Source organism: Mesorhizobium sp. PL10 (assembly GCF_053714315.1).
In genome coordinates this window covers 462,238-488,303 of the sequence record NZ_JBSKBR010000001.1, presented here as the reverse complement: position 1 = coordinate 488,303, position 26,066 = coordinate 462,238, and the positions used below count along the sequence as shown (strand labels likewise).

Genomic DNA, 26,066 nt, shown 5'->3' with positions numbered 1-26,066 from the left:
GGATGAGTGGAAGCGCCGCCCATCGTTAATCTAGCTGGCTAAACAACCCTCACAACAATCCCGAATCGCGCGCCGCGGCAGTCGCTTCGCCGCGCGACACCGCATCCAGTTTGCCCAGCACCGCCGAGACGTGGTGATCGACCGTCTTCGGCGAAATCGTCAATTGCTCGGCGATCCGCTTGTTGGAGAGGCCGCGTTCGATCAGCTGCAGCACTTGCATCTGGCGCAAGGTGAGGCCGGCCAGGTTGGCGCGCGTCGAGCGGCGTGGGCCACGGGCAATGTTGTTGACGCCGCTGCGACGCATCGTTTCACGCACATGCTGGGCGACCGGCCTGGCTCCGAGCCTCTCGAAAATCTCCAGCGCCGTGCGCTGCGCCTCCTCGTCGCCCTGGGTGAGCACAAGCGCGCGTTCGTATGGCGCTTGCAATTCGTCCCAGAGTGCAGCGGCCGCCTGCCAGTCGCCGGCCAGCAGCAGGCGGTAGGGCTCGGCCATGCCTGATATGTCGCCCGGATCCTGGTCTGGAGCCAGCATTCGCCGCCATGCGGCCAGCTCGGCGAAAACCGCCCTTGTCGGCGCCATGGCTTCGGCACGATCGATCAGCAGCAAGGCCGCGTCCCTGTCGCCCTGGCCAAGCCATGCCTGCTCAGCCATGAGTGCCGCATAAGGCATCAGCCGCTGCAGCTCCGTGCCTTTTTCCAGGAACAGCATCATTTCGGCAAATAGCGGCTCGGCTGACGGATCGCCACGCCGCATCCGCAATTTCGCCAGCGCCACCACGGCGGGATAGCGAACCAGCATCGCAGTCTGGCCACTGGAAAGCACGTCAAGCGCCTCGCTGGCAGCGTCTTCCCAATGGCCTTGGCGCAGCAACAGCTGCGCCTTTACGCCGCGCATATAGTCGCGCCAGGTCACGAGATCATTGTCGACGCAGTAATCGATGCCGCGTTCCAGAAAGGCCTTCGCCTGGCTGAAGCCGAGCTGGTTCATCTCGGTGCAGGCGCTGTTGGTGAAGGCGCGCGCCGCATGCTCCTGAAGGTTCTGCTCCAGCGCGATTTCCAGGCTGCGGGCGAGATCCGCACGCCCCTTGGCAAAATTCAGCCATTGCCCGGCTGCGCCGACATTGTTGAGCGCATGGCAGACGATGTCGGCCCTGTTCATGCGCTCGGCCAGGCTGACGGCCTTCTCGCCAAGCTTCAGCGCCTTGTCCGGCCTCTCGGCCAGCATCGCCAGTTGCGACAGATTGGAATAGGCCATGGCCAATTCAGGGCCGGCAGGCACGGTTTCCAGCAGCGCGACCGCATCTTCGCCAAATCTGTCGGCGGCGCCTCGGTCGCCGGCGAGATAAGCAAGGCGCGACAGCCACCGCAGGCTGTCGCCTTCCTTCGCCCCGTTTCCGTTCGCCTGATGCAGATTGCGCGCATGGGTCTGCGCCTGAATCGCCTCGTCGATCCGCCCGATAAGATGGCACTCGAACGCATAACTCTCGTTGAGCGACGCGCAGTCTTCCGCCCGCTGGCAGTCGACATGCCGTAGCGCGACCTCATAGTATCCGGCGGCGTCGCGATGGGCGCCGACACGCGAGGCCTCGCGCGCGGCAATCGGTGCGAGTGCACGCACTGCCTCCAGATTGTTCGCCTCGACCGCATGATGGACCAGGCGGCCGGTGGAAACGTCGCCATTTTCGAGCAGCGCAGCCAAAGCGCGCTGGTTGAACTGCCGTCTGTGCGAGGTTGTCAGCATCATTTCGATGGCGCGCCGCGCAATGTCGTGGCGGAAGGCGTAGCTGTCGCCCAGATCGTCGAGCAGTCCGTTGGCGACGCACTCGGCAAGCTGGCCGGCGCTGGCCACGCCACACAGGCCCTGCAGGGCCCAGGCGTCGGCCCGGCGTGGAAACACCGACACCGCGTCGAGCATTGCGCGGGCCCCTGGCGACAGCCGCTCTGCACGCGCCAGCACGGCGTCGCGCACGCTTGCCGGCAACGCCGTTTCATTTTCGGCTGACAGCAGTTCGGTGACGAAGAAGGCATTGCCGGCGGTCGCCCGGTAGATGGCGTCGCCGTTGCGGCCGGCCGCATCGGCCAGCGACAGCACGGCCGCCTCGCTGAGCAGCGGCACGTCGATACGCGCCACGCTGCCTGCCGGGATTTCGCCCAGCGCGCGGCGGACCCTGACCTGCGCCTCGCTGCGGTCGGTGCGCGCGGTCACCAGGAGCAGAATCTGGGTGTTGGCGATACGCCGGCCGAGGAAGCGCACGAAATCGAGCGTCGCATCGTCGGCCCAATGCAGGTCTTCGATCACCAGCAGGCTCGGTCCTTTCGCCGCGAAGGCGTCGAGCGCATCGGAAAACAGCGGCAATCTCTGTCCATGCCGGGCGTCGATTGCGCGCGGCAGCGCCCATTGCGCCTCACGGGCCAGGTCGTAGAGAGGTCCCAGCGGGTCGGGAATCGACAAATCCTCGCAAGCGCTTCGCAACGTCGCCGCGCTGTGCCCGACACGGGCCGCGAATGCCTCGACAAGCGCTGTCTTGCCGGCGCCCGCCTCCCCCGCCAGCACCGCAACGCGGCCATGGCCGCCGATTGCATCGCCAAGCAGGCTCTCCAGCTGCTGCAGCTGCGTCTGCCGTTCCAGAAGCATCATCATCATCGTCTCGTATGATCGGAGTTTTCCCACCATGGCGGGCCGCTCACGATAGCCCGGGAAGAGAGCGGCGCAATGTGACTTCGCACACATTGCCGTGACTCTCTCCACAAAGAACGACGCCAACATAGGGAATCGTCCCGCCAAATATGGGGAATCGTTCCGATGCGCGGGCCGGCACGGCGTGGTCAACGTCCAGCCGCGCTCCGATCGAGCGTGAATCAATGGAAAAGGAAGCCTTCCATGCCTCGCTATCTGATTGAACGGACATTTCCGGACGGCCTCAACATACCGATGACCGACATCGGCGCCACCGCGGTGGGCGGCGTCGTCATGCGCAATGCCGAAAAAGGCGTCACCTGGATCCAGTCCTTTGTCACCCCTGACAAGAAGCGCAGCTTCTGCATTTACGAAGCGCCCTCGCCCGAAGCGATCCGCAGCACCGCCCAGAAAAGCTCGCTGCCGGTCGACAGGATCACGGAGGTGCGGGTTCTTGACCCTTACTTTTACCTCTGATCACACGCTCGATCGCTACAATGATGAGCATCAAACTGCCCTTCGCGGCCATGGCGAACTGCCTGATTGCCTGCCGGTCGGTGGAACCGAGCCTGTCCTGGGAAAGACCGGCCACTCCCTGCTCGGCCGTCTATGGCAGTTCGCGACGAAGCTGCCTGCGCATCTGTCTGAAAGGCGGCGCCTGCCCCCGGAAGGCGACTATCTGAGGCACGACATCGGGCTGGCGGAGCGGGAAGTGCCGCAGGAATATTGGCAATATTACTTTTGGGATCGTTGATTTTGCACGATTTTTAGCGGCCACAGCCAGAAGTCCGGCAACCGGCGCCGCATAGCCATCACATGAACCGGGACGAACAAGCCCGTCCCGCCAACCCAACGCCGCTGGCGTTTCGGCAGGCCCGATCGGCCGCCGTCGCCTCAAGCGTCAACAAAACGGACGAAACACCATGACCATAACTCTTTGGACGACACGCTTCGCGGCCCTGGCCGCCATCTCGATCGCGGCCGGCACCGCCCAGGCGCGCGACGCCAATCCGCTGGACGAAAAGGTGCGCGCCGCCAACAGCCGCTTCGAGAATGTGGCAGCCGCCACAGCCGAAGGCTACGCCCCGATCCCTTGCGCCAGCGGCATCACCGGCGGCGCCATGGGCATCCACTATGTCAACGGCGCCTATCTCAAGGACGATGCCGTCGATGTCGCCAAGCCCGAGGCGGTGATGTACGAGCCGATGGCCGACGGCAGCCTCAAGCTGATAGCGGTCGAATACATCACCTCGAAGGGGCCGGCCTCGCTCGAAGGCCAGCTGTTCAACTTCAACAGCGCCCCCAACCGCTACGGCCTCGGCCCATTCTACGAATTGCATGTCTGGGCCTGGAAACAGAACCCGACCGGCGCCTTCGCCGACATGAACCCCAACGTGTCGTGCGACGCGATGAAGGGGATGTAGCACTCCGGTACCTCGGGCACCGGACAAACCCCGGTGCCTGGCCTTCCCCCTTGGCGGGGGGAGGGGCGAGCGCAACGCCGACCGGCTCCCCAGTCTTCCCCGGCGTTCGCTCGCCTTTTGTTTCGCACCGGCGCGCGAGCGACGGACTTTGCACATGCGACTGTCCTTGGCTGATTGGCGCACCCGCCCCCCACCCTTTCTTAAGGTGTTTCGGATACACCGAAAACCTTGAAACGAGGCGGAAAACGGAGAGACATCGGGGTGCGCTTTTCCGCGGCGACGACGGCCGGGCGGTTCTTGCCGCAGCGCTTGGCGCTGCGCATGGGGCCGCTGCTTGGCCGCATCGATGCGGTGCTGTTCACCGCCGACGAGCGCGGCGAAGCCGGGCGCATGTCGCTGATCGCCTTTGCCATCCGCATCGTCAGCGCCGTCATCGCCTTCATCAGCCAGGTGCTGATGGCGCGCTGGATGGGCTCGTTCGAATACGGCATCTTCGTCCTCGTCTGGGTGACGATGGTCATCGTCGGCAACCTGGCCTGCCTCGGCTTCCATACCTCGGTCATCCGCTTCATCCCCGAATACCGCGAACGCAACATGCTGTCCGAACTGCGCGGCATCGTCGTCGCCAGCCGCCTGTTCGTGCTGATTGCCTCAACCGCAATCGCCGGCTTGGGCGCACTGGGGGTCTGGCTGTGCTCGGACTGGATCGAGAGCTACTATGTCATCCCCTTCATCCTCGGCCTGTTCTGCCTGCCGATGATTGCCATGGGCGACCTGCTGCAAGGCCAGTCGCGCGCCAATTCCTGGGCGCTGTTTGCGCTGTCGCCGACCTATCTCGTGCGGCCGGTGCTGATCCTGGCGCTGATGGCGCTGATGCTGGCGCTGGGCTATGCGCCCGATGCCAGGACGGCGATCTTCGCCTCGATCGCCGCCACCTACGCCACCACGCTCGCCCAGCTCATCGGCGTCACCTCGCGCATGGGCAAGAGTATCCCGGCCGGGCCGATGAAGGTGCATTTCGGCAATTGGTTCATCGTCTCACTGCCGATCTTCCTGGTCGAAAGCTTCTTCTTCCTGCTCACCAATGCCGATGTGCTGATGGTCGGCGCCTATCTCCAGCCCAACGACGTCGCCGTCTATTTCGCCACCGTCAAGACGCTGGCGCTGGTGCATTTCGTCTACTTCTCGGTCAAGGCCGGCGTTGCCCAGCGCTATGCGCAGTTCACCCACGGCGAACCGGAAAAGCTCGCCGCCTTCGCCCGCGAGACGGTGTCATGGACCTTCTGGCCGTCGCTGCTGATGGCGCTGCTGGTGCTGCTGCTCGGCGAGCCCATGCTGGTGCTGTTCGGCCCCGAATTCACCGCCGGCTATCCGCTGCTGTTCCTGCTGGTGTTCGGCGTCGTGGCGCGCGCTGCCGTCGGCCCTTGCGAAAGCCTTTTGACGATGAGCGGCAACCAGAACATCTGTGCCGCCGTCTATGCCATGACGCTGGCCTTCAACATCGGCCTCAACATAGTGCTGATCCCGCTCTTCGGCCTGTGGGGGGCTGCGATCGCCACCAGCCTTGCCATGGTCTTCGAGGCCAGCGCTCTGTCCTTCACCGTCTGGCGCAAGCTTGGTATCGTCATGCTGATCTTCGTTCCCGCAGCCAAGGGAGCCGCCTGATGGCTGCCATCCCGTTGATCGAGGAAACCAGCGGCGGTACTGCCGGCGCCATGGTGTCGGGCCTTGCCGGCCTGGCGCGTGATGCCGATCCGGCGCATCTCGAAATCCTCGCCAACAACCGGCCGCAGCGCAAGCTCGCGGTCTATCCGGCCTCGGCTGGCTTCGACCTGGTCGAGGAACTCGACTTTCTCTGCACCCGCACGATCGAACCGAACGTGTTCTTCAACCCGCGCTTCCTGGCGCCGGCCATGCCGCGGCTGGAAGACCGCGAGGTGCGGCTGGCGGTGATCCGCGACGGTGACGAATACCGCAACCGGCTGCGGCTGCTGGTGCCGTTCTCGGTCGAACGGCCGGCCGTGCCGCTCGGCGTTCCGGTTATGCGCACATGGTCGAGCCCGTTCGGCCCGATAGGCACGCCGCTGGTCGACCATGACGACCCTATCGGCGTCGTCGAGGATTTCTTCGGCATGCTGTCGCGGCCGCACCTGAAGCTGCCGAAAGTCTTCGTGCTGCCCGACATAAGGCTCGACGGCCCGTTGGCCAGCGTGCTTGCCACCGTTGCCGAGACACGCGGCCTGACAATGGTCACCACCGGCAAGGCGGACCGGCCGGTGCTCGAAAGTGAGGCCGACGGCGAAGCCTATCTGAAGGCATCGCTGCGCGCGCATCACCATCGCGAATTCCGCCGCCTGAAGCGACGCCTGGGCGATCTCGGCAAACTGGAACATGTCGTGGCGCGCGGACCGGACGAGATCCGCCACGCCATCGAAAGTTTTTTGACGCTGGAGGCCGCCGGCTGGAAGGGCCGCGAGCGCACCGCCATGGCCATCGACCGCTACCGCGCCGCCTTCGCCCGCGAGGCCGTGCACCGGCTGGCCGAACACGATCTGTGCCGCATCCATTCGCTGACCCTGGACGGTCGCACCATCGCCTGCCTGGTCGTCTTCGTCGAGGCTGGCGTCGCCTACACCTGGAAGACCGCCTATGACGAGACGCTGGCGATCTATTCGCCGGGCACGCTGCTGATGATCGAGGTGACCAAGCAGCATCTCGACGACCCCAATATCATGATGACCGATTCCTGCGCAGTGCCCGACCATCCGGTGATGAGCCGGCTATGGAGCGAGCGCAAGCCGATGGGATCGCTGGTGATCGGGCTGACGCCGGATGCCGACCGCCTCGCCCGCCAGGCCGCCTCGCAGCTGCATCTCTACCGCGAGACCCGCAACATGGCGCGCATCCTGCGCAACCGCATGAAGAGTTTGCTGAGACGGCGCTAGGCCGTGCACCCCGCGAGAGCCTTGAGAAAAGCCGCTGGATCAATGGCAAAACCCAAGCTATGGGTCGCGGCGGCAATTTCTGCCGACCTTCACGACAAGCATCCAATGATCAAAACCTTTTTGCGTCACGCCGGTCCCTGTGCGGCCGTCCTCCTGCTTGCGCTGCTGCCCGCTCGAGCCTGGGCCGATAGCTGTCCCGAGGATTGCAGCGAGCCCGCGCCGCCCATCAACATCTACAGCCACACCGCCGCCGACCATCTCGGCCCGGCCACGCTGGGCGCACTGCCGCGCGTCTATGTGCCGAACCGCTCCTCCAACAGCGTCACGGTAATCGACACCATGACGCTGAAGGAAGTCGACAGGTTTCCAGTCGGCAGCAAACCGCAGCACGTCGTGCCATCCTGGGATATGAAGACGCTCTGGGTCGCCAACAATGGCACCGGCAAGAATGGCAGCCTGACGCCGATCGACCCGATGACCGGCAAGCCCGGCCCGCAGATCGCGGTGGACGATCCCTACAATTTGTACTTCATGCCGGATGGCAGCGCGGCCATCGTCGTCGACGAAGCCCTGGAGCGGCTCGATTTCCGCGACCCACACACCATGGCTCTGAAATGGAGCCTGCCGACGCCGACCTGCGCCGGCATCAACCACGCCGATTTCTCGGTCGACGGTTCCTACGCGATCTTCACCTGCGAATACGGCAATGGCGGCCTGGCCAAGATCGACCTGAAGAACCAGAAGGTTCTCGGCCATCTCGACTTCTCGAAAATGGGCATGCCGCAGGACATCCGCCTCTCGCCCGACGGCAAGCTGTTCTATGTCGCCGACATGATGAATGACGGCGTCTTCCTCGTCGACGGCGACAGTTTCAAGGAAATCGGTTTCATCCCGACGGGCATCGGGGCTCATGGCTTTGTCGTCAGCCGCGACGGCAAGCGGCTCTATGTGTCGAATCGCGGCTCGCACAAGATGGAGCAGGGCAAGGCAAAGGGGCCGGGCAGCGTGACGGTGATCGACTTCGCCACCCGCGCCGTCGTAGCGCTTTGGCCGATCCCCGGCGGCGGCAGCCCCGACATGGGCAATGTCAGCGCCGACGGCAAACAATTATGGCTGTCCGGCCGCTTCGACAGTGCCGCCTACATGATCGACACGACATCAGGAGCGGTCACCAAATTCCGGGTCGGCGCCGAGCCGCACGGCCTGACGGTCTGGCCGCAGCCAGGACGGTATTCGCAGGGCCATACGGGAAATATGCGGTAGGCGTCGCGCCACCTCGACGGCTCTTGGAAGCGGGAGGATTTTACCCCGCGTTTACAGGCGATCAAAATAGGGATATTTAATATCCGTATTATGTATTGACTTCCCACTTTCGGAACGGATTTATGATTCTAAAGAGCCAAGTCGAGTGGGCATTGCATTGCTGCGCCATCCTCGCCGGCCTGCCGGAGGGGCGCTATCTGTCGACCAAGGCATTGGCGGAATTGCACGGGCTTCCGAAGGAATATCTTTCCAAGGCATTGCAGTCTCTGTCTCAGGCCGGGCTTGTTCATTCGACGCTGGGTCCGTCCGGCGGCTACCGCCTCGCAAGACCGCCGGCCAAATTAACTTTCCTCGACATCGTGGAGGCCGTGGAAGGCAAAGCGCAGACCTTCATCTGCGCAAACATCCGCGCCAACAACCCCTGCCGCCCGAAGGGTCATTGCGACAGCGGCCCGTGCGCAGTGGCGCGCATCATGGGAGAGGCCGACGAAGCCTGGCGCCAGAAACTGCGCAGCGTCACCCTCGCCGAGCTGGTGGAGACGCTGTCGCGGGAAACGCTTCCTGCCCTATGGAACGACACTTTTGAATGGGTCCTGGACCGGGCGGGATGAGCGCGCTTCGTCGCGGCCGACGGCGCGGTTCAATGCGGCGGCGCCGGGATGAAAGCGGTCAACGCCGCACAGCAAGCGACGGCAGCGAGACGGTGGTTGTCAGGCTTTCGGTTGTGGGCGCCGCGCCGTTGAATACGGCAGGTGCACGTGGGTCACCTTCTGGGTGTTGTGGCGAACCATTGATCGAAGCCGACGCGGCCAATGCGAGGGTTCTTGTCTGAGACCAGGGAACCGTCTTGCAGCTTGGCGCCGAAATAGCGCGCCTCCGGATCGCCAATAACGGTGCGTGTGTCGCCGATCGCCTTGAGATACCGGGCGGCGAAATCGCAGAGTCGCTCGCGCTCGGGCCCAGAGATCTCGATGATGCCGTTGACCGGTGCGGCAAGGGCTGCGTCCGTCACGAAGTCGGCCACGTCATCGGAGGCGATCGGCTGAAGATAGCCCGTCGACAGGCGCGCCGTATCGCCGACCGTACCCTCCTGGGCGATGCCGCCGAGGAATTCAAAGAACTGCGTGGAACGCACGATCGTGTAGGGAATGCCGGCTTCCCGGACGATCTTTTCCTGAGCCACCTTGGCTCGCAGATAGCCGCTGTCCGGCAGGCGATCGGTGCCGACGATGGAAAGCGCAATGTGATGCTTTACGCCGGCCTGCTTTTCGGCCGCGAGCAGGTTTCGGCCCGACGTCTGGAAGAATTCGAGCACGGCCTTGTCCTCGAAAGACGGTGAATTTGCCAGGTCGATCACCACCTCGGCTCCCTTGAGCGCCTCTGCGAGACCTTCGCCGGTGATGGTGTTGACGCCGGTGTTCGGTGAAGCGGCAATCACTTCATGGCCATGCTTGCGCAGGCGTTCGGCGGTTTTGGAACCGATCAGGCCGGTTCCGCCGATGATGACGATTTTCATAAGCTGTCTCCGTTTTCGCAGCCCGTGCGACGCGCGTCGTTCGACACGTCCGTGGGCAAAGGGTTTGGTTGTGGCCGACGGCCGACCGGGGCGCGGCCTTGAAGCCTCCGCGCGCCGGTTCGATCTTAATCCAACAAGCGGTCAGTAGTCCCAGAAAGCCGGCACCCAACGAAAAGCATCGCCGTCGACCGCCACCCGGCCGACGGATGGGAAAGGCAGGTGGGTGGCCACCAGTGACGCTCCGGTCTCCGCCAGTTCCGTCAGAAGACGGACCCGAACGCGGGCTGCCTCTTCGGGGTCGTGTTCGAAGCCGTTGTACCAGTCGGGATGTTCGAACCCGACCGCGAACACCGCGTCACCGGCGAACATCAGTCGGTCGCCGCGGGATGCCACCCGGACCACGCTGTGCCCGGGCGTATGGCCGCCGGTGCGCGTGGCGACCACACCCGGCGCTACCTCGTACTCCTCATCGAACGTTTGCAGCTGGCTGCGAAACTCTTTCATGAACCGGGTGGCGGTCGCCCGAAGCGCCTCTGGGAACCCTGTCGGTATGACCACGTGGGAGAAATCGGGCGATTCCCAGAACTTGACCTCGGCGGCCGCCACGTGGATCCGCAGGTCCGGACGCAGGCGCTCCTTCACCCCGTCGACGAGCAGCCCGCCAACGTGGTCCATGTGCAGATGGGTCAGTATCACGTCGGTCACGGACGAGATATCGATGCCGGCGGCCTCCAGCCGTTTGATCAACTGCCCGGCCCGCGGCAGGTTCAAATTGGGGTCCAGCCCCAGCCCGGCGTCGATGAGTATGGTCTGCGCGCCGCTATGCACCACGACCGCGTTCAGCGACCAGTCGAAAGCGTCCAGCGGCAGGAACATCTCGTCCAGCCAGGCTGCCCGCACGGCGGTTTCCACGTTATGGCCCAGCATTTTGGTTGGGAGCGGAAGTACTCCATCGCTGATCACCAGCACGTCAATATCTCCGACCCGTACCGCGTAGCGCGACGGAACCAGCTCTTCGGGTACCGCCCTGCCGGGTTGGGGGGCGTTGTTCAGGTTCATGCTTATCTCCTTTGACCGGTTTGGAACGGAGGCCGGCTCCACCGGCAATGTTTCGTACCCCGTTCGCAGCCACCCATGCGGACGTGGTTTCAGGTGCTGGTCGCGGCTCCATCTAATTAAGGATATCTAATATCCTTATGGATACAAAATATCCGTAATTTCCGAAAAGTAAAGCCCTTCCGACGCGATCGGCGGAATGGGGCATGACGCGCCAAAAACTCCCCGCTCAGGAGGCCTTGGACAAAGATCCCTGTCGTGTGGATTTGTGGCCTTCGGCTGTTGCGGAACCTATGACAGCCCGTTGGGTTAGGGCCGGAGCGCGCGAAATACCCGTATCGTCATTTGCTGCAGGCGCCGCTGCGGCAGGCCCCTGGCAGGTTTCGGCGAGACGTGTCGAACCGCGTCCGGCTCCTCGCAGCCTTGCAGGCCATTCCAATCCCAGCGGGATGAAGACCGCTGCGCTGTCCTCAAACTCGTGTTTGCAGACTGATTGCCTGACGGAACGCGGCCTATCGAACCGCAACGATATCAAGGCCATTCAAATTGTCGGGAGACATCAAAAAAATATGGTGCCCCTAGCCGGGATCGAACCAGCACTCCTTGCGGAACTCGATTTTGAGTCGAGCGCGTCTACCAATTCCGCCATAGGGGCTCAGGCCGGACGGCCTGGATGGGCGCGGACTATACGGTTGGAAGCCTGTTCGTCAACTGGCCAAATGCGCCGCCGTGCCCTGCTTGCGGCAAAAGCCCGCCTTTCGGTTTCATGAAGCTCCTGCCATTGTGCAGCGCGGAAAATCTTTCTAGACAGGCTCGCATCAAAGCGCGTTGCGTCTGGGCGACATGCATTAGGAGAGCCGATGCTTCGCGGACTTTACGACTGGACCCTGTCGCTTGCGGCCCGCAAATCCGCCGAATGGTGGCTGGCCTTCATCGCCTTCGTCGAAAGCTCGGTGTTTTTCATACCTGCCGACGTCTTGTATCTGCCCATGGCGTTGGCGCGGCCCGAACGCGCCTATCGCTACGCGCTGACCGCCACTGTTGCGTCCGTGCTGGGCGGCATTGCCGGCTGGCTCATCGGTTACTATGCCTACGACACGATAGCACGGCCGATGCTGGAGCACTTCGGCGGCCTCGACACGTTCGAGAGGTGGCAGTCGTCCGGCACCGGGCTGATGCTGGTGCTGCTCGTCACATCCGGTGCTGCGCACTTGCCGCCGATGAAAGTGGTCACCATTCTGGCAGGCGCCCTTCACGTCAATCTTGTTGTCTTCATCATCTCGGCCATCCTGGCGCGCGGCGCTCGCTTCTTGCTTCTTGCGTGGCTGCTGCGCCGCTATGGCGAAGAGATCAAGGAATTCATCGAGAAGCGTTTGGGATTGATCGTCGGCGCCGGCGCCGCCGCCCTGATTTTGCTCTATATCGTGGTCAAATACGCCTTCTGACCGCCCACGGCGGGCGGTGGTTCAGGACTATGCCGGCGGACGGCGAATTCAACGGACGAAACATGACAGCTACGATGACTGCCGACACCGGACGCCAGCGGACGCGCACCGCTTTGTTTCTCGCCGTCGCCATGGCCGCCACGGTCGGCTCCGCGCTCGCCTTCCAGCATATTGGCGGTTACATCCCCTGCCATCTCTGCCTGGAGCAGCGCACGCCCTATTACATCGGCGCCCCGCTGATGCTTCTGGCCGTGATCGCCTCGATGCTCCGCGCGCCTGCGTTGCTGACGCGCGGCCTGCTGGCCATTGGCGGCCTGCTGATGCTCTATGGACTTTATCTCGGCGTCTATCACTCGGGCGTCGAATGGGCCTGGTGGCAAGGCCCGGCTGACTGCACCGCCGGCGCCGGCCCGGTCGACACCGGCGGCAAGGGCGTGCTGGACGCCCTCGACAAATTCGTGCCGCCATCCTGCGACAAGGCAGCACTCCGCATCCTCGGCCTGTCGCTGGCCGGCTGGAACGCCATCGCCAGCTTCATCCTCGCCGCCGTCGCCTTCCGTGGCGCCCTGGCCAAGGACTGATAGAGCGCAAGAGCGCCGACGCGAGATCGTTCTAAAGAATTTGGCAGGCTGAGTCGTATGGAGTGATTGTCGAGAACCGAAGCGGAGCGTACGCAAGTACGTGAGCATCGGAAGCGCAGACAATTGCTCCAGACGACGGGCCTCCCGAATTCTCGAACGATCTCAGGGTTCGAGTTCGACATCCCAGTATAGATAATCCATCCAGCTTTCATGCAGATGGTTGGGCGGGAACAGCCGGCCATTGTTGTGCAGATCGTGCACGGTCGGCTGATAGGGCTTTTGCAGCGGCCACATCTTGGCGTGCGCCGGCATCATGCCACCCTTCCTGAGATTGCAGGGCGAACAGGCGGCAACGACATTCTCCCATGTCGTCGCCCCGCCGCGATGGCGCGGGATGACGTGATCGAAGGTCAGATCCTCGGGCGTGCCGCAATACTGGCACTGGAAGCGGTCGCGCAGGAAGACGTTGAAGCGGGTGAAGGCTGGATGCCTCGACGGCTTCACATAAGCCTTCAGGCTGACGACGCTGGGCAGCTTCATCGAGAAGGTCGGCGAAGACACCGCATGCTCGTATTCGGCGACAATGTTGACCCGATCGAGGAACACCGCCTTGATGGCGTCTTGCCAGGACCAGAGCGACAAGGGGTAATAGCTGAGCGGACGATAATCCGCATTCAGCACCAGCGCAGGAAGCCCATCCGGAGATACGGCAACCGTCACCTTGTTGACCTCCTCGTTTCGCACATGACCCCGAAAATCGAGTTCGATTTTCGGAAAGGATCATGTGCAACTTCAAAAGCTCTACCGCGTCCTTTGCGCATCCACTGGATGCGCGGCGCGGTAACCGATCGGCGCGGATACTGTAAGCCCGACATGACAGGGATGTGAAGCGGATTGTCGCTCGCCAAAAGCGGCAAAAATGCAGGATTTTCATGCTTTTTTGCGGTTTCAGGCCGGTGGCGCGGCGTCCCTGCCCCTGGTTTCGCGATAATAGGACCAGAAAAGCCGCGATGCGACACCTCGCCACGGGCTCCATGATTCGGCCAGAGCGATGAGTGTTTTCTCCGGCGGACGCGGCTCGATGCCAAGCGCATGGCCAACCGCGCTCTGCAGCGCGACGTCGCGCGCGGGAAAAATATCGGGGTGGCCGGCGGCGAACAGAAGATAGACTTCAGCCGTCCACGGACCGATGCCGGGTACCGCTGTCATGGCCGCGATCGCCTCTTCGGCGTCGAGCGAACAGAGGTGATGCAGGTCAAGCCCGTCGGCCACGGCCTGGGCAATCGCGATCAGGCCGCGCTGCTTTGGCCGCGACAGCCCGGCCTCGCGAAACGTGTCCTCGCCGGCGGCAAGGATGGCCTGCGGCGTCAACGGGTCGACCAGCTTCACCAGCCGGCCGAAAATGGCATCAGCGCTGGCGCGGGAGACCTGCTGCGAGACGATGATCGAGGCAAGGCTACGAAACCCCGGCTCCGACAGCCGCAACGGCACCTCGCCGGCCATGCCGCGCACCTTTTCCAGGCGCGGGTCGATTGTGCAGAGCGCATCCAGCCCCCGCGCAATGTCGTCCAGTGTCGCGATGCGTTGCATGGTATCCTTGTCCGCCGATGAGCAGCAAAGTAGCAATTGGCAAAACCGTTGCACAACCGGATTGCCGCCTCAGAGATGACGCTCCTGACATTCCGCTTCGCGCCGAGCCCGAATGGCGAACTGCACCTCGGCCATGCCTATTCGGCGCTGCTCAACCAAAAGCTGGCAAAGGCCGCCGGCGGCCGCCTGTTGCTACGCATCGAGGACATCGACACGATCCGCTGCACGCCGGAATTCGAGGCCGGCATTTTTCGTGATCTCGAATGGCTAGGCCTCGAATGGGAACGACCGGTGCGCCGTCAGGCCGAGCACTTCGCCGACTATCAGGCCGTGCTCGACCGGTTGATCCGCGAGGAACTCGTCTACCCCGCCTTCATGAGCCGTGGCGAGATCAGGGCCTTCATCGCCGACAGTGAAAAGCGCGGCCGCGACTGGCCGCGCGACCCCGACGGCGTGCCGCTCTATCCCGCCGCCGACAAGGCGCTGCCGATCAGCGAACGTAACCGCCGGATCGCCGACAATGCGCCCTTCGCCTGGCGCCTCGACGTCGAAGCGGCACGGGCGCGCGTCGGCACGGATTTGTCCTGGCGCGAATTCACCGACGAGACGTTATCGGCGACGCGAACCATAGAGGCGCGGCCGCAGGACTGGGGCGACGTCATTCTCGCGCGTCGCGACATCCCGACCAGCTATCACCTGGCCGTCGTCGTCGACGACGCGCTGCAAGGCGTCAGCCATGTCGTACGCGGCCAGGATCTGTATTCCGCGACCGGCATCCAGCGCTTGCTGCAGGAACTGTTCGGCCTCGACCGGCCGGACTATTTCCATCACCGTCTCGTGCTCGGATCGGACGGGCGTAAACTGTCGAAGAGTTTTGGCGACACCGGCCTTGCCGCGCTCAGGCAGTCCGGCGCTTCGCCGGACGATATCAGGCAGCTCGTCGGTCTCTGGCTATAACCGTGCCAGCCCCGCCTTGAGCAGCGCCAACGCGCCGATAAACGCGAAGGCACCGCCCAGTCCCCAGGCAACCGCGAGCTTCAGATCTCTAAGGACGATGCCATGCTCGTTCGCGACCATGATCGCGACGAAAAAGCCAAGCGTGAACAGCAGCGTGTTGCCGGTCGAGCCAAAGCCGTCCTCCTGCATGATGGCGTCGAGCGCCGAGCCGAAGAAGAAGCCGAACACGGCCACGCTCGCAACCGTCATCAACAGCCAGCTTGTGTCGAGATGCAACAGCATGCGCGCTCCCCCTCGAAGCCGAAACGCGGTGTCGCCGGATCGATCGACAGAAGTCGATTGCCCCCGACGACGCCCTTTGAGTTCGGCCACCCATTACATTCCAACAAGCTTATGGATCAATTGTTTCGCTTTGCTTGCCGGATTGAACCGCATTAGAGCAATTGCCGTAGTTGACTCTTCACCCAATCGGGCCTCCCCCCGGACGCGAAACGGCTTCCCCCAAAATGCACAGTCTCAAGCGGTTCATCCCCGCCTCGTTCGTCGTCCTGTGGGCGACCGGCTTCATCGGCGCGCGCTATGCCATGCCCTGGGCGGAACCCTTCACTTTCCTGGCGGTGCGCTTTGTCATCGCCGCCTTGCTGCTCGCCGGCCTGATGCTCGTGCTTGGCTCGAAGCGAGCCACAAGGGCCGAAGCGCTTCACGCCACCGTCGCCGGCATCCTTATGCATGGCGTCTATCTCGGCGCGGTGTTCTGGGCGATCCACAGGGGCATGCCGGCCGGGCTTTCGGCGCTGATCGTCGGGCTGCAGCCGCTGATCACCGCTGTGCTTGCCGGCAAGTTCCTCGGCGAGGCCATCCTGCCACGCCACTGGGCCGGCCTCGCTGTCGGACTCGTAGGCGTCGTCATTGTGCTGTGGCCGAAGCTCGGCGCGCTCGGCGGCGGCGTTACGCCGGAAACGCTGACCGCTTCGCTGGTCTCGGTGCTGGGCATGAGCGCCGGCACCATCTGGCAGAAGCGCTATGCCTCGGGCGGCGACCTGGTGGCGGCGACGATGTGGCAGTATATCGGCGGCGGTGCCCTGATGATCCTGGCTTCGCTCGCCTTCGAAACACACACGGTCATCATCAATGGTGAGCTGATCTTTGCCATGGCCTGGCTGGTGCTGGTGCTGTCGATCGGCGCCATCTTCCTGTTGATGGTGATGATCCGTGACGGCGAGATGTCGAAAGTCGCCTCGCTGTTCTACCTGGTGCCGGCCGTCACCGCTGTTATCGCCTGGGCGCTGTTCGGCGAACAGCTCAGCCTTGTACAGATTGTCGGCATGGCGATCGCGACGTTCGGCGTTGGCCTGGCCACGACTCGGCCCGCCAAGGGGAGAACTGAGGAATTGAAGAACTGGGGAACCTGAGGAAATCTGGCGCTGTGTGCTCCTTCTCCAGTTCTCCAGTTCCTCAATCCGGCCGGGATCGACTCATCCGACCCGGGCGCGCGCTTCGAGAAAGCGGCTGATCGCGGCGTTGAGCTCGCCGCCAAGGATGAAGATCGCCGACAGCATATAGAGGAAAACCACTGCGATCATGATCGAGGCCAGCCCCGCATAGGTCGTCACATAGGACGAGAAATGGTCGAGGTAGGTTGCAAACATCGTCGAGCCGATAAGCCATGCGGCCAGGGTGAAACCGATGCCAGGCACCAGTGAGACGAAGCGGCGCTTGCCCGCCGGCAGCCAGTAATGCACAGCAAACAACCCGCCGATGATGACCGCTGAGGCGATGACGTAGCGCCACAGCGTGATCGTGCCGGTATAGGGTTTGATCCACTCGAAATGGGCTTCCGCCAGCCGCGCTAGCAAGGGCGCAAAGACCAGCAGCAGGCTGATCGCCAGGAACCCTGCCGTGGCGATCAACACGAAGAAAATGCTCTGCACCCGCCGGTAGATAATGCCGCGCGTCTCGGCGACCCGGTAGGCGCGGTTGAGCGAGGTGCGCAGCGCCTCGATGCCGTTGGAGGCGAAATAGGCGGCCAGCAACACGCCATAGGTCAAAAGGTCGGTGCGCCGCACGGTCAGCACGTTGAGCACTTCGCGTGCGATCGGCTTGGCGATCTGCTCGGGCCAGGTGTCGAACACCAGATGCACGGCGGTATCGGCGAACGCCTGCGCGCCGAGGAAACTCGCCAGTGTGGTGGCAAAGATCAGGAACGGAAACAGCGCCATCAGCGAAGTGATCGCCAGATGGCTGGCCATAGCCCAGCCGTCGTCGGTGTTGAAATGGCCGAGCGCGTCATAGAGCACGCGGCGCAGCACGACGATATTCCGCATCAAGAGCCGCGTTCCCTTCGATTGTCTCGACGCCGCGAATATGGGAAGGGATTGTGGCAAATGGCAACCCTTGCTCAAACCATGATCCCGCCGGCGAAAGAGTTGCGCACCATCATCGTCACCGGCGCCTCGTCCGGAATCGGCGCCTATTGCGCCCGGGCGCTGAAGGCCGATGGCTGGCGCGTGTTCGCAACAGCGCGCAAGCCTAAAGACATCGCCATGCTCGAGGCCGACGGCATCGAGGCGTTTTACCTTGACTACCGCGAGCCGGACTCCATCGCAGCCCTTGCGGCATCGGTGCTGGAGCGTACGGGCGGACGCCTCGACGCCCTATTCAACAACGGCGCCCACGCCCAGCCCGGCGCCGTCGAAGACTTGCCGGTTGCGGCTTTGCGGGAGCAGTTCGAGGCCAATTTCTTCGGCTGGCACGACCTCACCCAGCGCATCGTGCCGGTGATGCGCCGCCAGGGGCACGGTCGCCTGGTCCATTGCTCCTCGATCCTCGGCCTGGCGCCGGTACGCTTTCGCGGCGCCTATTCAGCTTCCAAGCACGCGCTGGAGGGTCTCATGCTGTGTATGCAGCAGGAGATGCAGGGCAGCGGGATCCACGTTTCGCTGATCGAGCCGGGGCCAGTGACGTCGAAAATCGCCAGCAACGGGCTGTTCTGGTTTTTAAAAAACATCGACCACGAGAATTCTGTCCACCACGTCGCCTATGCCGCGCAACTGGCGCGGCTCAGGGCCGGCGGTAGCTCATCGCGGCTGAAACCAGGGCCCGAGGTGGTCTATGCGGCTTTGCGCCATGCACTTCTGTCGCGGCGCCCGCGCCCGCACTATGTGGTAACAGTGCCGGCTAAGGTCGGCATGGTGCTCAAGCGCATCCTGCCGGCATCGATGCTCTACCGCGTTCTGGCCAGACGCGCCTGACCGCAACAGAACTGGGAACAGACCATGGCAACTAGCTTGAAAATTCTCGTCGCTCTCGCCATGGCAGCCGTGCTGATTGTGCTTATACGCGGCCTCATCAACATGATGCGCGGCGGCTCCAGCGTGACATCGAACAAGCTGATGCAGGCGCGCGTGCTGCTGCAGGCCCTGGCCTTGGCGCTGATCCTTCTGGTGGTGTATTTCACCCGCAAGTGACGGCAATGGGGGGCAGAGCGTGGTCAAGCTCAACAAGATCTACACCCGCACCGGCGACGACGGCACCACCGGCCTCGGCACCGGTGAGCGCAGGCTGAAATCCGACCTGCGCGTCGATGCCTATGGCACGGTCGACGAAGCCAATGCCTGCATTGGCATCGCCCGCCTGCACACGGCGGCTAGCCATCCGGCCATCGACGCCATGCTGTCCCGCATCCAGAACGACCTGTTCGATCTCGGCGCCGATCTCGCCGTTCCCGATGACGGCAAGCCGCTCGGCTACGAGCCGCTGCGCATCATCGCCTCGCAGACCGACCGCGTCGAAAAAGACATCGACCTCCTCAACAAGGAGCTTAAGCCACTGAAATCCTTCGTGCTCAACGGCGGTACGCCGGCGGCCGCCGCTTTGCATCTCGCCCGAACCGTGGCGCGACGGGCCGAGCGTATCATGGTGTCACTGGCGCAGAACCCGGCTGAGCACGTCAATCGCGAGGGGTTGAAATACATCAACCGCGTCTCGGACTTTCTGTTCGTGGCCGCCCGTGCGGTCAATGACAACGGAAATGCCGACGTGTTATGGGTGCCCGGCAAGAACCGCTGAATTCTCGAAAGCGGACGAGGGCTTGGGGCATGTTCATCCCGCTGTACGACACCAACAGGTTGCGCCACATAAGGCTGCAATATGTGACGATCTGCCTGATCGTGGCCAATGCGCTGGTCTTTCTCATCACCACGATCGGTGGCGAAAATTTCAACAACGCAGCCGTGCTCGGTCTCGGTTTCATTCCTTCGGTTGTCCACAACACGGCAGAGCTCTCACCTGAATTCGTCGTCATTCCGGAGAGCCTGAGCTACCTCACTTATGCCTTCCTGCATGCCGATATCTTCCATCTCGGCGGCAACATGCTGTTCCTGTGGGTGTTCGGCGACAATGTCGAGGACGCGCTCGGCCACATCCGCTATCTCATCTTCTACCTGCTTTGCGCCATCGCCGGAGCCGCTTTCCAGGGGCTCGTCGCCTGGGATTCGCAAGTGCCGCTGATCGGCGCCTCCGGCGCCATCGCCGGGGTCGTCGCCGCCTATCTGGTCCTTTATCCTCGGGTGAAGGTGTGGGTGCTGGTCTTTGCCCGCATTCCGCTGCGCATCCCGGCCTTCATTCCGCTGATCCTGTGGATCGGCTTCCAGATGGTGATGTTTGCCGCCGGCGGCGAAAACCAGATATCCTGGGCCTGCCATATTGGCGGCATCATCGCCGGCGGCGTGCTGGTGCTCATTATGCGCAGCCGCGGCGTGCCTCTACTTGCCGGCGATGACGGCGAACCGGAGCCCGCCGATCAGCCGGCCGTTTCCACCGGGCCGTCGCCAGCCGATCCCGCGCCCACGCAACCGGCGACGCGCTGGGGCCGCGGTGGCGCTTCCGGTCAGGACTGAACCGATTTGAGTGGCGCACATGTATTGACGCGCAAGGTCACCGCAACTACGGAGGGCGCCACCGTTAGGCGGCAGATGATCAGAATTCCGTCCGGCCAGAATTCCGTTTGGCCGGAATTCAGTCAGGAATGTCGGCTTTCGACAACTCTGCAGTGGCGCACGCTGCTATAGCGCGCCCGAATATCTCAGGAGAGGTGACAGGCAAATGAAGATCCTTGTGCCCGTGAAGCGGGTTGTGGATGCGAACGTCAAGGTTCGCGTTAAGGCTGATGGTTCGGCGGTCGAACTCGCCAACGTCAAGATGGCGATGAACCCGTTCGACGAGATCGCGGTGGAAGAGGCGATCCGGCTTAAGGAAGCCGGCAAGGCCGAAGAGATCATCGTCGTTTCGATCGGCCCGCAGCAGGCGCAGGAAACCCTGCGCACCGCGCTCGCCATGGGCGCCGACCGCGCCATCCTGGTCAAGACCGACGAACAGACCGAGCCGCTCGGCGTCGCCAAGGTGCTGAAGGGCGTCGTCGAGGCGGAACAGCCCGGCCTCGTCATCCTCGGCAAGCAGGCGATCGATGACGATTCCAATCAGACCGGCCAGATGCTGGCCGCCCTGCTCGGCTGGGCGCAAGGCACCTTCGCCTCCAAGGTGGTGCTCGACGGCGACAAGGCCAAGGTAACGCGCGAAGTCGATGGCGGCCTGCAGACGGTGGAACTGAAAATGCCGGCGATCGTCACCGCCGACCTTCGCCTCAACCAGCCGCGCTACGCCTCGCTGCCCAACATCATGAAGGCCAAGAAGAAGCCGCTCGACGAAAAGAGCCCGGCCGATTACGGCGCCGACGTCAAGCCGCGCCTGAAGGTGATCAAGACCGAGGAGCCCAGCGGCCGCAAGGCGGGCGTCAAGGTCAAGAGCGTCGCCGAACTGGTCGACAAGCTCAAGAACGAAGCCGGCGTTTTGTAAGCGATCGGGAAAGGAACAGAAAAATGACCATTCTCCTCATCGCAGAACACGACAACGCAACCCTTTCCGACCAGACCGCCAAGGCGCTCTCGGCGGCCCTGCAGATCGGCTCGGACGTGCATGTACTGGTTGCCGGCAAGGGCGCCAAGGGCGCTGCCGACGCTGCCGCCAAGCTGAAGGGTGTCATCAAGGTGCTGCTCGCCGAGGCCGACGAGCTGGCCGAGCGCCTCGCCGAACCGACGGCGGCACTCGTTGTCTCATTGGCCGGCGCCTACGACACCGTCGTCGCCCCGGCGACCTCGTCGGGCAAGAATGTCGCCCCGCGCGTGGCGGCATTGCTCGATGTCGCGCAGGTGTCTGAAATCATCGAAGTGGTGTCATCAGACACCTTCAAGCGCCCGATCTATGCCGGCAACGCCATCCAGACGGTGCAGTCGACCGACCCCAAGAAGGTTATCACCGTGCGCACCGCCTCCTTCCAGGCGGTGCCCGAGGGCGGCTCGGCCACGGTCGAGACCGTCAAGGCGGCGGCCAATCCCGGCCTCTCCTCCTTCGTCGAGAACAAGCTTTCCGAGAACGACCGTCCGGAACTGACCTCGGCCAAGATCATCATCTCGGGCGGCCGTGCGCTCGGTTCCTCGGAGAAATTCCAGGAAGTCATCCTGCCCGTCGCAGACAAGCTCGGCGCCGCCGTCGGCGCGTCCCGTGCCGCGGTCGATGCCGGCTATGCGCCCAACGACTGGCAGGTCGGCCAGACCGGCAAGGTCGTGGCTCCCGATCTCTACATCGCGGTCGGCATCTCCGGCGCCATCCAGCACCTTGCCGGCATGAAGGATTCGAAGGTCATCGTCGCCATCAATAAGGACGAGGAGGCGCCTATCTTCCAGGTTGCCGATTACGGCCTGGTCGGCGACCTTTTCGTCATCCTGCCAGAGCTGCAAAAGGCGCTTTGACGCTCTCTGCCAAAGCGTATTAAATTGTAAAGGGGTGGGGTAGACGAAGCTGCCCCACCCTTTTAGTTTGCACTGCACAAAAAGCAGGCCGCAAAGGCCTTTTTCGACGGGATCGCAGTAAATGGCCAAGATCGAGACGATCGGCATCATCGGCGCGGGCCAGATGGGCGGCGGCATCGCCCACGTGTCGGCGCTTTCGGGCTACAAGGTACTGATCTACGATGTCTCTCCCGACCGAATCGAAAAGGGCATCGCCACCGTCAGCGGCAACATGGCCCGCCAGGTCGGCTCCGGCAAGCTTGACGAAAAGCTGCGCAACGATGCGATGGCGCGCATTTCGGCGGCTCCCGCCATGGCCGATCTCGCTGGTGCCGATCTGGTGATCGAAGCGGCGACCGAGGACGAGACGGTCAAGCGCAAGATCTACGCCCAGCTCTGTCCGCAGCTAAACCCCGAAGCGATCCTGGCGACCAACACCTCTTCCATCTCGATCACCCGGCTGGCCGCGCAGACCGACCGTCCCGAGCGGTTCATCGGCATACATTTCATGAACCCGGTTCCGCTGATGAAGCTGGTCGAACTGGTGCGCGGTATCGCCACCGAAGACCAGACCTTCGAGGCCGCCAAGGCCTATGTGAAGCAACTCGACAAGACGATCACCGTCTCGGAGGATTTCCCCGCCTTCATCGTCAACCGCATCCTGTTGCCGATGATCAATGAGGCCATCTACACGCTCTACGAGGGTGTCGGCTCGGTCGACGCCATCGACACCGCCATGAAGCTCGGCGCCAACCATCCGATGGGACCGCTGCAGCTGGCCGATTTCATCGGCCTCGACACCTGCCTGTCGATCATGCAGGTGCTGCATGACGGCCTGTCGGACTCGAAGTATCGCCCCTGCCCGCTGCTGGTGAAATATGTCGAAGCCGGCTGGCTCGGCCGCAAGACCGGACGCGGCTTCTACGACTATCGCGGCGAACACCCGGTTCCGACGCGCTAACCACCAGAACGAAGAGCCAGCGCTGCCCTCAGGACGCCGCCGCGAGCCGCGGCCCGGCCCGGTCCTTTGACCCATTGCCTTCAGCTGCCACGGAAACACAGCCGCGGCCGGCGGCCTTGGCCGCATAGCAGGCGGCATCGGCACGGGCGATGATCTCGTCGACTTCACCGCTACCGGCACGGATCGGCGCCAAACCGATGCTGGCATCGATCGCATGCGGCCGGCCGTCCCAGGTGAACTGCAGGCTGCGGATGGCGTCGATGATCGAGCGCGCGGCAATCCTGGCGCCGGGGCTCGATCCGGATTTGAGGATGACCGCGAATTCGTCGCCCCCGAGCCGGGCGACGATATCCTCCGGCCCAAGCGCGCCGCGAATGGCGTCGGCAACCCGCTTCAGCAGGGCATCACCCGCGGCATGGCCGCCAGTGTCGTTGACCAGCTTGAAATGGTCGAGGTCGATGAACATGAAATGATGCTCGCCCGCAGGTCTTGCCGCGCCGGCCTTGCGACTCTGGTCGACCAGCTCTTCCATGGTGCGGATAAAGCTTGAACGGTTTGCGAGGCCGGTGAGCGCGTCATGCGCGGCGGCGTAGGCCAGCTGGCGCTGCAAGGCGCGCGCATCGGTGAAATCCTGGAAGACGATGACGAGGCCGCAGAACTCCTGGCGTTCGTTCATGATCGGCGACACCACCTGGCGAATGCTGCAGCGCGTGTCGTCGCGGCGGATAAGGACGGCGCGGCTGTTCTGATCGGCGGGGCTGGCGACGCCGAGCGCCGGCCGCGTCATGCCGATTCGTTGCCCGGTTTCCTCGTCCACTGCCCAGTAAACATGGCCAAGGGTCTTGCCGAGCGCCTCGGCGCCGGCAACGCCGGTCAGTTTTTCGGCGACCGGGTTCATGAAGGTAATGCGGTTGGCCGCATCGGTGCAGATGACGGCGTCGCCGATCGACTGCAGTGTCACCCTCAACCGCTCCTTCTCGTCCGCCAGCGCCGCTGCCGACACAATCAGGCTTTCCTCGGTCTGCTTGCGCTGGGTAATGTCGGTCAGGCTGCCTATGGCCCGGATCAGCCGGCCTTCGCTGTCGCGCTCGAGTGTCTTGCCGCGATCGAGGATCCAGACCCAATGGCCATCCTTGTGACGCATCCTGAACTCGGCTTCGAAAAACGCCGTCTTGCCCTCCAGATGGGCGCGATCGGCCTCTGCCACCTTCTCCTGGTCGTCGGGGTGGATCATCTCCAGCCAGCGGTCGGGATCGCCGTCCAGTTCGCCATCGGCATAGCCCAGCATCTTCACCCAGGTGGCGGAGTAGGTGGTGCCGCCCTTGCGCATGTCGAGATCCCAGACGCCTTGTCCGGCACTGGCCAGGGCAAAATTCCAACGCGTTTCGGCTTCGGCTATGCGCGCCTCGGATTGCTTGCGTGCGTCGATATTCTCGATCTGCGAGACGAGGTAGAGCGGGCGGCTGCTCTTCTCGTCGCGGATGACGGAACCGGCAAGATGCGCCCACACCGGGGTGCCGTCTTTCTTGAGGTAGCGCTTTTCGAACTGAAAGGCGTTGGTGGTGCCCGCCCGTATGCCGTCCATCGTCTCGCGGCCGATCTGCACATCATCGGGATGCGTGATCTGGAAGAAGGTCAGCGCCTCGATCTCTGCCTTGCCGTAGCCGAGCATGGCGGCGAAGGCCGGATTGGTTTCGTGGATACGGCCATCGAGGCCGACGATGGCGATGCCGATCGCCGAATCCTCCATCGCGCGACGGAAGCGCTGCTCGCTCTCGGCGATCTGCCGGCGGTCGTCGAGTACCCGGTAAATGAACAGGGCGGCGAGCATCGGCGCCACGGCGGCGACCGGCACCGATATCAGCAGGCAGAGCTTCAGCACTTCGGCGCTGACGTCGAGCCGCGACAGCAGCATCGCCACGACGGCGGCGCAAAAACCGCCGGCCGCGAGCACCAAAGCCACGTGACTGTCAGCCTGCAGGCTTTTTCGTTTCCATCGCGTCACTGTGCATGCCACCCCGTGCGCAACACATTTCTGCGGAAAATCTTGGATGATCGATTTTAAGGAAAGGTTGCGCCGGAGCCATCGGCAACACGGTTAGCCCGCAAACAATTGCCGGCATGATTAAGGATCGGTGATTATTGCCGGCGATCTCAGGCGGCCCGGTTACCAGCGCACGAAGAACCGTCCCCCGAGCGCGCCGAGCCCGGCGAGGACTGCGATCGCAAGCGTATACCAGGTGGCGACGAAAAGCGGCGAATCGTCGAAGCAGTGCGCGGCGTAGAAGGTCGCCGCCAGCCCCCCGGCTAGCAGGCCCGCGACCGCGCCTGCAAGCACCGGCCGTGTCGGCGCGCCATAGCGCAGCATCCAAAGAAAGACGGCAAGCGGCCCGATGCCGATCAGCGGGATGAAGCCCATGCAGATCATCATGTTGGAGCCGACCATGCGCGTGCTCCACATCGGCTCCGGCACCATGAACAGTTCGAGAGCCACGGCCACGGCCACAAGCAGCGGCGCCGCAAGCATCCAGGCTGCGGCTCTCGCCGTCGAAGCGCCCGGTGTCGACAGTGCCCGGATCAGAGCGAAGGCTGTGGCGGCCAGCACCAGCGTAAAGACGAATTTCGCCAGGAACCGCACCGTGTGCATTGCGATCATGATGTCGGGGCGCGGACCAATGGTAAGGAAGAAGACCACTGCGGCGATCACCGCAGCGGCAGCCGCCGCCATCCACCAGGCCGAGCGCAGCGGCATCGCCTTGCTGCGCACGTCAGCGTCAAGCGCCTTGATGAGATCTTCGGTTCTCAT

27 protein-coding genes and 1 tRNA gene are annotated in these 26,066 nt (G+C 63.4%); 18 read left to right on the top strand and 10 right to left on the bottom strand.

From position 1 onward, the window contains the following. Nucleotides 1-49 precede the first annotated feature (49 nt). The gene (locus tag ACWGTO_RS02465) at nucleotides 50-2,641 is read right to left on the bottom strand and encodes a helix-turn-helix transcriptional regulator (protein ID WP_454573271.1); all 2,592 of its coding nucleotides are present in this window, start codon (nucleotides 2,639-2,641) and stop codon (nucleotides 50-52) included. Between the two features lie 240 nt (nucleotides 2,642-2,881). On the opposite strand from ACWGTO_RS02465, the gene ACWGTO_RS02460 reads away from it, so the two are divergent. The 7 genes from ACWGTO_RS02460 to ACWGTO_RS02430 all read left to right on the top strand — a co-directional run bounded on the left by ACWGTO_RS02460 (nucleotide 2,882) and on the right by ACWGTO_RS02430 (nucleotide 8,920). Next, nucleotides 2,882-3,154: a DUF4242 domain-containing protein gene (locus ACWGTO_RS02460; protein WP_454573270.1), complete on the top strand. Its 273-nt coding sequence runs from the start codon at nucleotides 2,882-2,884 to the stop codon at nucleotides 3,152-3,154. Then, on the top strand, nucleotides 3,132-3,431 hold the full coding sequence (locus ACWGTO_RS02455) for a hypothetical protein (protein ID WP_454573269.1): 300 nt from the start codon (nucleotides 3,132-3,134) through the stop codon (nucleotides 3,429-3,431). The genes ACWGTO_RS02460 and ACWGTO_RS02455 overlap by 23 nt, the downstream gene beginning before the upstream one ends. Nucleotides 3,432-3,600: 169 nt before the next feature. Beyond that, nucleotides 3,601-4,101, top strand: coding sequence for a hypothetical protein (locus ACWGTO_RS02450; protein ID WP_454573268.1), 501 nt, complete (start codon nucleotides 3,601-3,603; stop codon nucleotides 4,099-4,101). A 261-nt stretch (nucleotides 4,102-4,362) separates the two neighbouring features. Continuing rightward, nucleotides 4,363-5,766 carry a lipopolysaccharide biosynthesis protein gene (locus ACWGTO_RS02445; protein ID WP_454573267.1) on the top strand — a complete coding sequence of 468 codons (1,404 nt, stop codon included), beginning with the start codon at nucleotides 4,363-4,365 and terminating at the stop codon, nucleotides 5,764-5,766. Next, entirely contained in the window at nucleotides 5,766-7,046 is a 1,281-nt protein-coding gene (locus ACWGTO_RS02440; protein ID WP_454573266.1) for a GNAT family N-acetyltransferase, read from the top strand. The genes ACWGTO_RS02445 and ACWGTO_RS02440 overlap by 1 nt, the downstream gene beginning before the upstream one ends. 105 nt (nucleotides 7,047-7,151) lie before the next feature. Next, complete coding sequence (locus tag ACWGTO_RS02435; protein WP_454573265.1) at nucleotides 7,152-8,309, top strand: YVTN family beta-propeller repeat protein; 1,158 nt, start codon at nucleotides 7,152-7,154, stop codon at nucleotides 8,307-8,309. Between the two features lie 122 nt (nucleotides 8,310-8,431). After that, on the top strand, nucleotides 8,432-8,920 hold the full coding sequence (locus ACWGTO_RS02430) for an RrF2 family transcriptional regulator (RefSeq protein WP_454573264.1): 489 nt from the start codon (nucleotides 8,432-8,434) through the stop codon (nucleotides 8,918-8,920). Between the two features lie 152 nt (nucleotides 8,921-9,072). Here ACWGTO_RS02430 and ACWGTO_RS02425 read toward each other — a convergent pair whose 3' ends face one another. The 3 genes from ACWGTO_RS02425 to ACWGTO_RS02415 all read right to left on the bottom strand — a co-directional run bounded on the left by ACWGTO_RS02425 (nucleotide 9,073) and on the right by ACWGTO_RS02415 (nucleotide 11,536). Beyond that, entirely contained in the window at nucleotides 9,073-9,825 is a 753-nt protein-coding gene (locus ACWGTO_RS02425; protein ID WP_454573263.1) for an SDR family oxidoreductase, read from the bottom strand. A 141-nt stretch (nucleotides 9,826-9,966) separates the two neighbouring features. Continuing rightward, on the bottom strand, nucleotides 9,967-10,884 hold the full coding sequence (locus tag ACWGTO_RS02420; protein ID WP_454573262.1) for an MBL fold metallo-hydrolase: 918 nt from the start codon (nucleotides 10,882-10,884) through the stop codon (nucleotides 9,967-9,969). Between the two features lie 567 nt (nucleotides 10,885-11,451). Beyond that, nucleotides 11,452-11,536 (bottom strand) — tRNA-Leu (locus tag ACWGTO_RS02415). Nucleotides 11,537-11,741: 205 nt separating this feature from the next. Between ACWGTO_RS02415 and ACWGTO_RS02410 the strand changes: the two genes are divergently transcribed. Continuing rightward, nucleotides 11,742-12,326 (top strand): YqaA family protein, encoded by a 585-nt coding sequence (locus tag ACWGTO_RS02410; RefSeq protein ID WP_454573261.1) that lies wholly within the window; start codon nucleotides 11,742-11,744, stop codon nucleotides 12,324-12,326. Nucleotides 12,327-12,388: 62 nt separating this feature from the next. Continuing rightward, a complete protein-coding gene (locus ACWGTO_RS02405) occupies nucleotides 12,389-12,907 on the top strand; it encodes a disulfide bond formation protein B (RefSeq protein ID WP_454573260.1) in 519 nt (172 codons plus the stop codon). Nucleotides 12,908-13,069: 162 nt separating this feature from the next. Here ACWGTO_RS02405 and ACWGTO_RS02400 read toward each other — a convergent pair whose 3' ends face one another. Both ACWGTO_RS02400 and ACWGTO_RS02395 read right to left on the bottom strand, forming a co-directional pair. Then, nucleotides 13,070-13,627, bottom strand: coding sequence for an HNH endonuclease (locus ACWGTO_RS02400; RefSeq protein ID WP_008874122.1), 558 nt, complete (start codon nucleotides 13,625-13,627; stop codon nucleotides 13,070-13,072). Nucleotides 13,628-13,855: 228 nt separating this feature from the next. Next, on the bottom strand, nucleotides 13,856-14,497 hold the full coding sequence (locus ACWGTO_RS02395) for a DNA-3-methyladenine glycosylase family protein (protein ID WP_454573259.1): 642 nt from the start codon (nucleotides 14,495-14,497) through the stop codon (nucleotides 13,856-13,858). Between the two features lie 75 nt (nucleotides 14,498-14,572). Here ACWGTO_RS02395 and gluQRS point away from each other — a divergent pair, with 75 nt between their 5' ends. Then, a complete protein-coding gene (gene gluQRS / locus ACWGTO_RS02390) occupies nucleotides 14,573-15,454 on the top strand; it encodes a tRNA glutamyl-Q(34) synthetase GluQRS (protein ID WP_454573258.1) in 882 nt (293 codons plus the stop codon). Here gluQRS and ACWGTO_RS02385 read toward each other — a convergent pair. Further along, a complete protein-coding gene (locus ACWGTO_RS02385) occupies nucleotides 15,449-15,826 on the bottom strand; it encodes a hypothetical protein (protein ID WP_454573257.1) in 378 nt (125 codons plus the stop codon). The genes gluQRS and ACWGTO_RS02385 overlap by 6 nt on opposite strands. Before the next feature lie 134 nt (nucleotides 15,827-15,960). Here ACWGTO_RS02385 and ACWGTO_RS02380 point away from each other — a divergent pair, with 134 nt between their 5' ends. Then, nucleotides 15,961-16,866, top strand: coding sequence for a DMT family transporter (locus tag ACWGTO_RS02380; RefSeq protein ID WP_454573256.1), 906 nt, complete (start codon nucleotides 15,961-15,963; stop codon nucleotides 16,864-16,866). A gap of 63 nt (nucleotides 16,867-16,929) precedes the next feature. Here ACWGTO_RS02380 and ACWGTO_RS02375 read toward each other — a convergent pair whose 3' ends face one another. Next, entirely contained in the window at nucleotides 16,930-17,778 is an 849-nt protein-coding gene (locus ACWGTO_RS02375) for a YihY/virulence factor BrkB family protein (RefSeq protein WP_454573255.1), read from the bottom strand. A gap of 60 nt (nucleotides 17,779-17,838) precedes the next feature. Between ACWGTO_RS02375 and ACWGTO_RS02370 the strand changes: the two genes are divergently transcribed. The 7 genes from ACWGTO_RS02370 (at nucleotide 17,839) to ACWGTO_RS02340 (ending at nucleotide 23,260) form a co-directional block, all read left to right on the top strand. After that, entirely contained in the window at nucleotides 17,839-18,705 is an 867-nt protein-coding gene (locus tag ACWGTO_RS02370; RefSeq protein WP_454573254.1) for an SDR family oxidoreductase, read from the top strand. 24 nt (nucleotides 18,706-18,729) lie between these two features. After that, nucleotides 18,730-18,921, top strand: coding sequence for a twin transmembrane helix small protein (locus ACWGTO_RS02365; RefSeq protein ID WP_454573253.1), 192 nt, complete (start codon nucleotides 18,730-18,732; stop codon nucleotides 18,919-18,921). A 19-nt stretch (nucleotides 18,922-18,940) separates the two neighbouring features. Continuing rightward, nucleotides 18,941-19,522 carry a cob(I)yrinic acid a,c-diamide adenosyltransferase gene (locus ACWGTO_RS02360; RefSeq protein WP_454573252.1) on the top strand — a complete coding sequence of 194 codons (582 nt, stop codon included), beginning with the start codon at nucleotides 18,941-18,943 and terminating at the stop codon, nucleotides 19,520-19,522. Between the two features lie 29 nt (nucleotides 19,523-19,551). Continuing rightward, nucleotides 19,552-20,352 carry a rhomboid family intramembrane serine protease gene (locus ACWGTO_RS02355; RefSeq protein WP_454573251.1) on the top strand — a complete coding sequence of 267 codons (801 nt, stop codon included), beginning with the start codon at nucleotides 19,552-19,554 and terminating at the stop codon, nucleotides 20,350-20,352. Between the two features lie 205 nt (nucleotides 20,353-20,557). Next, nucleotides 20,558-21,307, top strand: coding sequence for an electron transfer flavoprotein subunit beta/FixA family protein (locus ACWGTO_RS02350; RefSeq protein WP_013892836.1), 750 nt, complete (start codon nucleotides 20,558-20,560; stop codon nucleotides 21,305-21,307). Nucleotides 21,308-21,330: 23 nt separating this feature from the next. After that, the gene (locus ACWGTO_RS02345; RefSeq protein ID WP_454573250.1) at nucleotides 21,331-22,260 is read left to right on the top strand and encodes an electron transfer flavoprotein subunit alpha/FixB family protein; all 930 of its coding nucleotides are present in this window, start codon (nucleotides 21,331-21,333) and stop codon (nucleotides 22,258-22,260) included. Nucleotides 22,261-22,381: 121 nt separating this feature from the next. After that, the gene (locus tag ACWGTO_RS02340) at nucleotides 22,382-23,260 is read left to right on the top strand and encodes a 3-hydroxybutyryl-CoA dehydrogenase (protein WP_181061792.1); all 879 of its coding nucleotides are present in this window, start codon (nucleotides 22,382-22,384) and stop codon (nucleotides 23,258-23,260) included. 28 nt (nucleotides 23,261-23,288) lie between these two features. Here the strand turns inward: ACWGTO_RS02340 and ACWGTO_RS02335 are convergent, their stop codons facing one another. Together ACWGTO_RS02335 and ACWGTO_RS02330 are read right to left on the bottom strand one after the other, a co-directional pair. Further along, entirely contained in the window at nucleotides 23,289-25,223 is a 1,935-nt protein-coding gene (locus tag ACWGTO_RS02335) for a PAS domain S-box protein (RefSeq protein ID WP_454573249.1), read from the bottom strand. 204 nt (nucleotides 25,224-25,427) lie between these two features. Next, nucleotides 25,428-26,066 carry an NrsF family protein gene (locus ACWGTO_RS02330; RefSeq protein ID WP_454573248.1) on the bottom strand — a complete coding sequence of 213 codons (639 nt, stop codon included), beginning with the start codon at nucleotides 26,064-26,066 and terminating at the stop codon, nucleotides 25,428-25,430.

What these genes read in the sequence shown, in the direction of transcription:
- ACWGTO_RS02465 (WP_454573271.1), bottom strand. Translation starts at nt 2,641, where the DNA reads ATGATGATGCTTCTGGAACGGCAGACGCAGCTGCAGCAGCTGGAGAGC.
- ACWGTO_RS02460 (WP_454573270.1), top strand. Translation starts at nt 2,882, where the DNA reads ATGCCTCGCTATCTGATTGAACGGACATTTCCGGACGGCCTCAACATA.
- ACWGTO_RS02450 (WP_454573268.1), top strand. Translation starts at nt 3,601, where the DNA reads ATGACCATAACTCTTTGGACGACACGCTTCGCGGCCCTGGCCGCCATC.
- ACWGTO_RS02440 (WP_454573266.1), top strand. Translation starts at nt 5,766, where the DNA reads ATGGCTGCCATCCCGTTGATCGAGGAAACCAGCGGCGGTACTGCCGGC.
- ACWGTO_RS02435 (WP_454573265.1), top strand. Translation starts at nt 7,152, where the DNA reads ATGATCAAAACCTTTTTGCGTCACGCCGGTCCCTGTGCGGCCGTCCTC.
- ACWGTO_RS02430 (WP_454573264.1), top strand. Translation starts at nt 8,432, where the DNA reads ATGATTCTAAAGAGCCAAGTCGAGTGGGCATTGCATTGCTGCGCCATC.
- ACWGTO_RS02425 (WP_454573263.1), bottom strand. Translation starts at nt 9,825, where the DNA reads ATGAAAATCGTCATCATCGGCGGAACCGGCCTGATCGGTTCCAAAACC.
- ACWGTO_RS02420 (WP_454573262.1), bottom strand. Translation starts at nt 10,884, where the DNA reads ATGAACCTGAACAACGCCCCCCAACCCGGCAGGGCGGTACCCGAAGAG.
- ACWGTO_RS02410 (WP_454573261.1), top strand. Translation starts at nt 11,742, where the DNA reads ATGCTTCGCGGACTTTACGACTGGACCCTGTCGCTTGCGGCCCGCAAA.
- ACWGTO_RS02405 (WP_454573260.1), top strand. Translation starts at nt 12,389, where the DNA reads ATGACAGCTACGATGACTGCCGACACCGGACGCCAGCGGACGCGCACC.
- ACWGTO_RS02395 (WP_454573259.1), bottom strand. Translation starts at nt 14,497, where the DNA reads ATGCAACGCATCGCGACACTGGACGACATTGCGCGGGGGCTGGATGCG.
- gluQRS (WP_454573258.1), top strand. Translation starts at nt 14,573, where the DNA reads ATGACGCTCCTGACATTCCGCTTCGCGCCGAGCCCGAATGGCGAACTG.
- ACWGTO_RS02380 (WP_454573256.1), top strand. Translation starts at nt 15,961, where the DNA reads ATGCACAGTCTCAAGCGGTTCATCCCCGCCTCGTTCGTCGTCCTGTGG.
- ACWGTO_RS02375 (WP_454573255.1), bottom strand. Translation starts at nt 17,778, where the DNA reads ATGCGGAATATCGTCGTGCTGCGCCGCGTGCTCTATGACGCGCTCGGC.
- ACWGTO_RS02370 (WP_454573254.1), top strand. Translation starts at nt 17,839, where the DNA reads ATGGCAACCCTTGCTCAAACCATGATCCCGCCGGCGAAAGAGTTGCGC.
- ACWGTO_RS02365 (WP_454573253.1), top strand. Translation starts at nt 18,730, where the DNA reads ATGGCAACTAGCTTGAAAATTCTCGTCGCTCTCGCCATGGCAGCCGTG.
- ACWGTO_RS02355 (WP_454573251.1), top strand. Translation starts at nt 19,552, where the DNA reads ATGTTCATCCCGCTGTACGACACCAACAGGTTGCGCCACATAAGGCTG.
- ACWGTO_RS02350 (WP_013892836.1), top strand. Translation starts at nt 20,558, where the DNA reads ATGAAGATCCTTGTGCCCGTGAAGCGGGTTGTGGATGCGAACGTCAAG.
- ACWGTO_RS02345 (WP_454573250.1), top strand. Translation starts at nt 21,331, where the DNA reads ATGACCATTCTCCTCATCGCAGAACACGACAACGCAACCCTTTCCGAC.
- ACWGTO_RS02340 (WP_181061792.1), top strand. Translation starts at nt 22,382, where the DNA reads ATGGCCAAGATCGAGACGATCGGCATCATCGGCGCGGGCCAGATGGGC.
- ACWGTO_RS02330 (WP_454573248.1), bottom strand. Translation starts at nt 26,066, where the DNA reads ATGAGAACCGAAGATCTCATCAAGGCGCTTGACGCTGACGTGCGCAGC.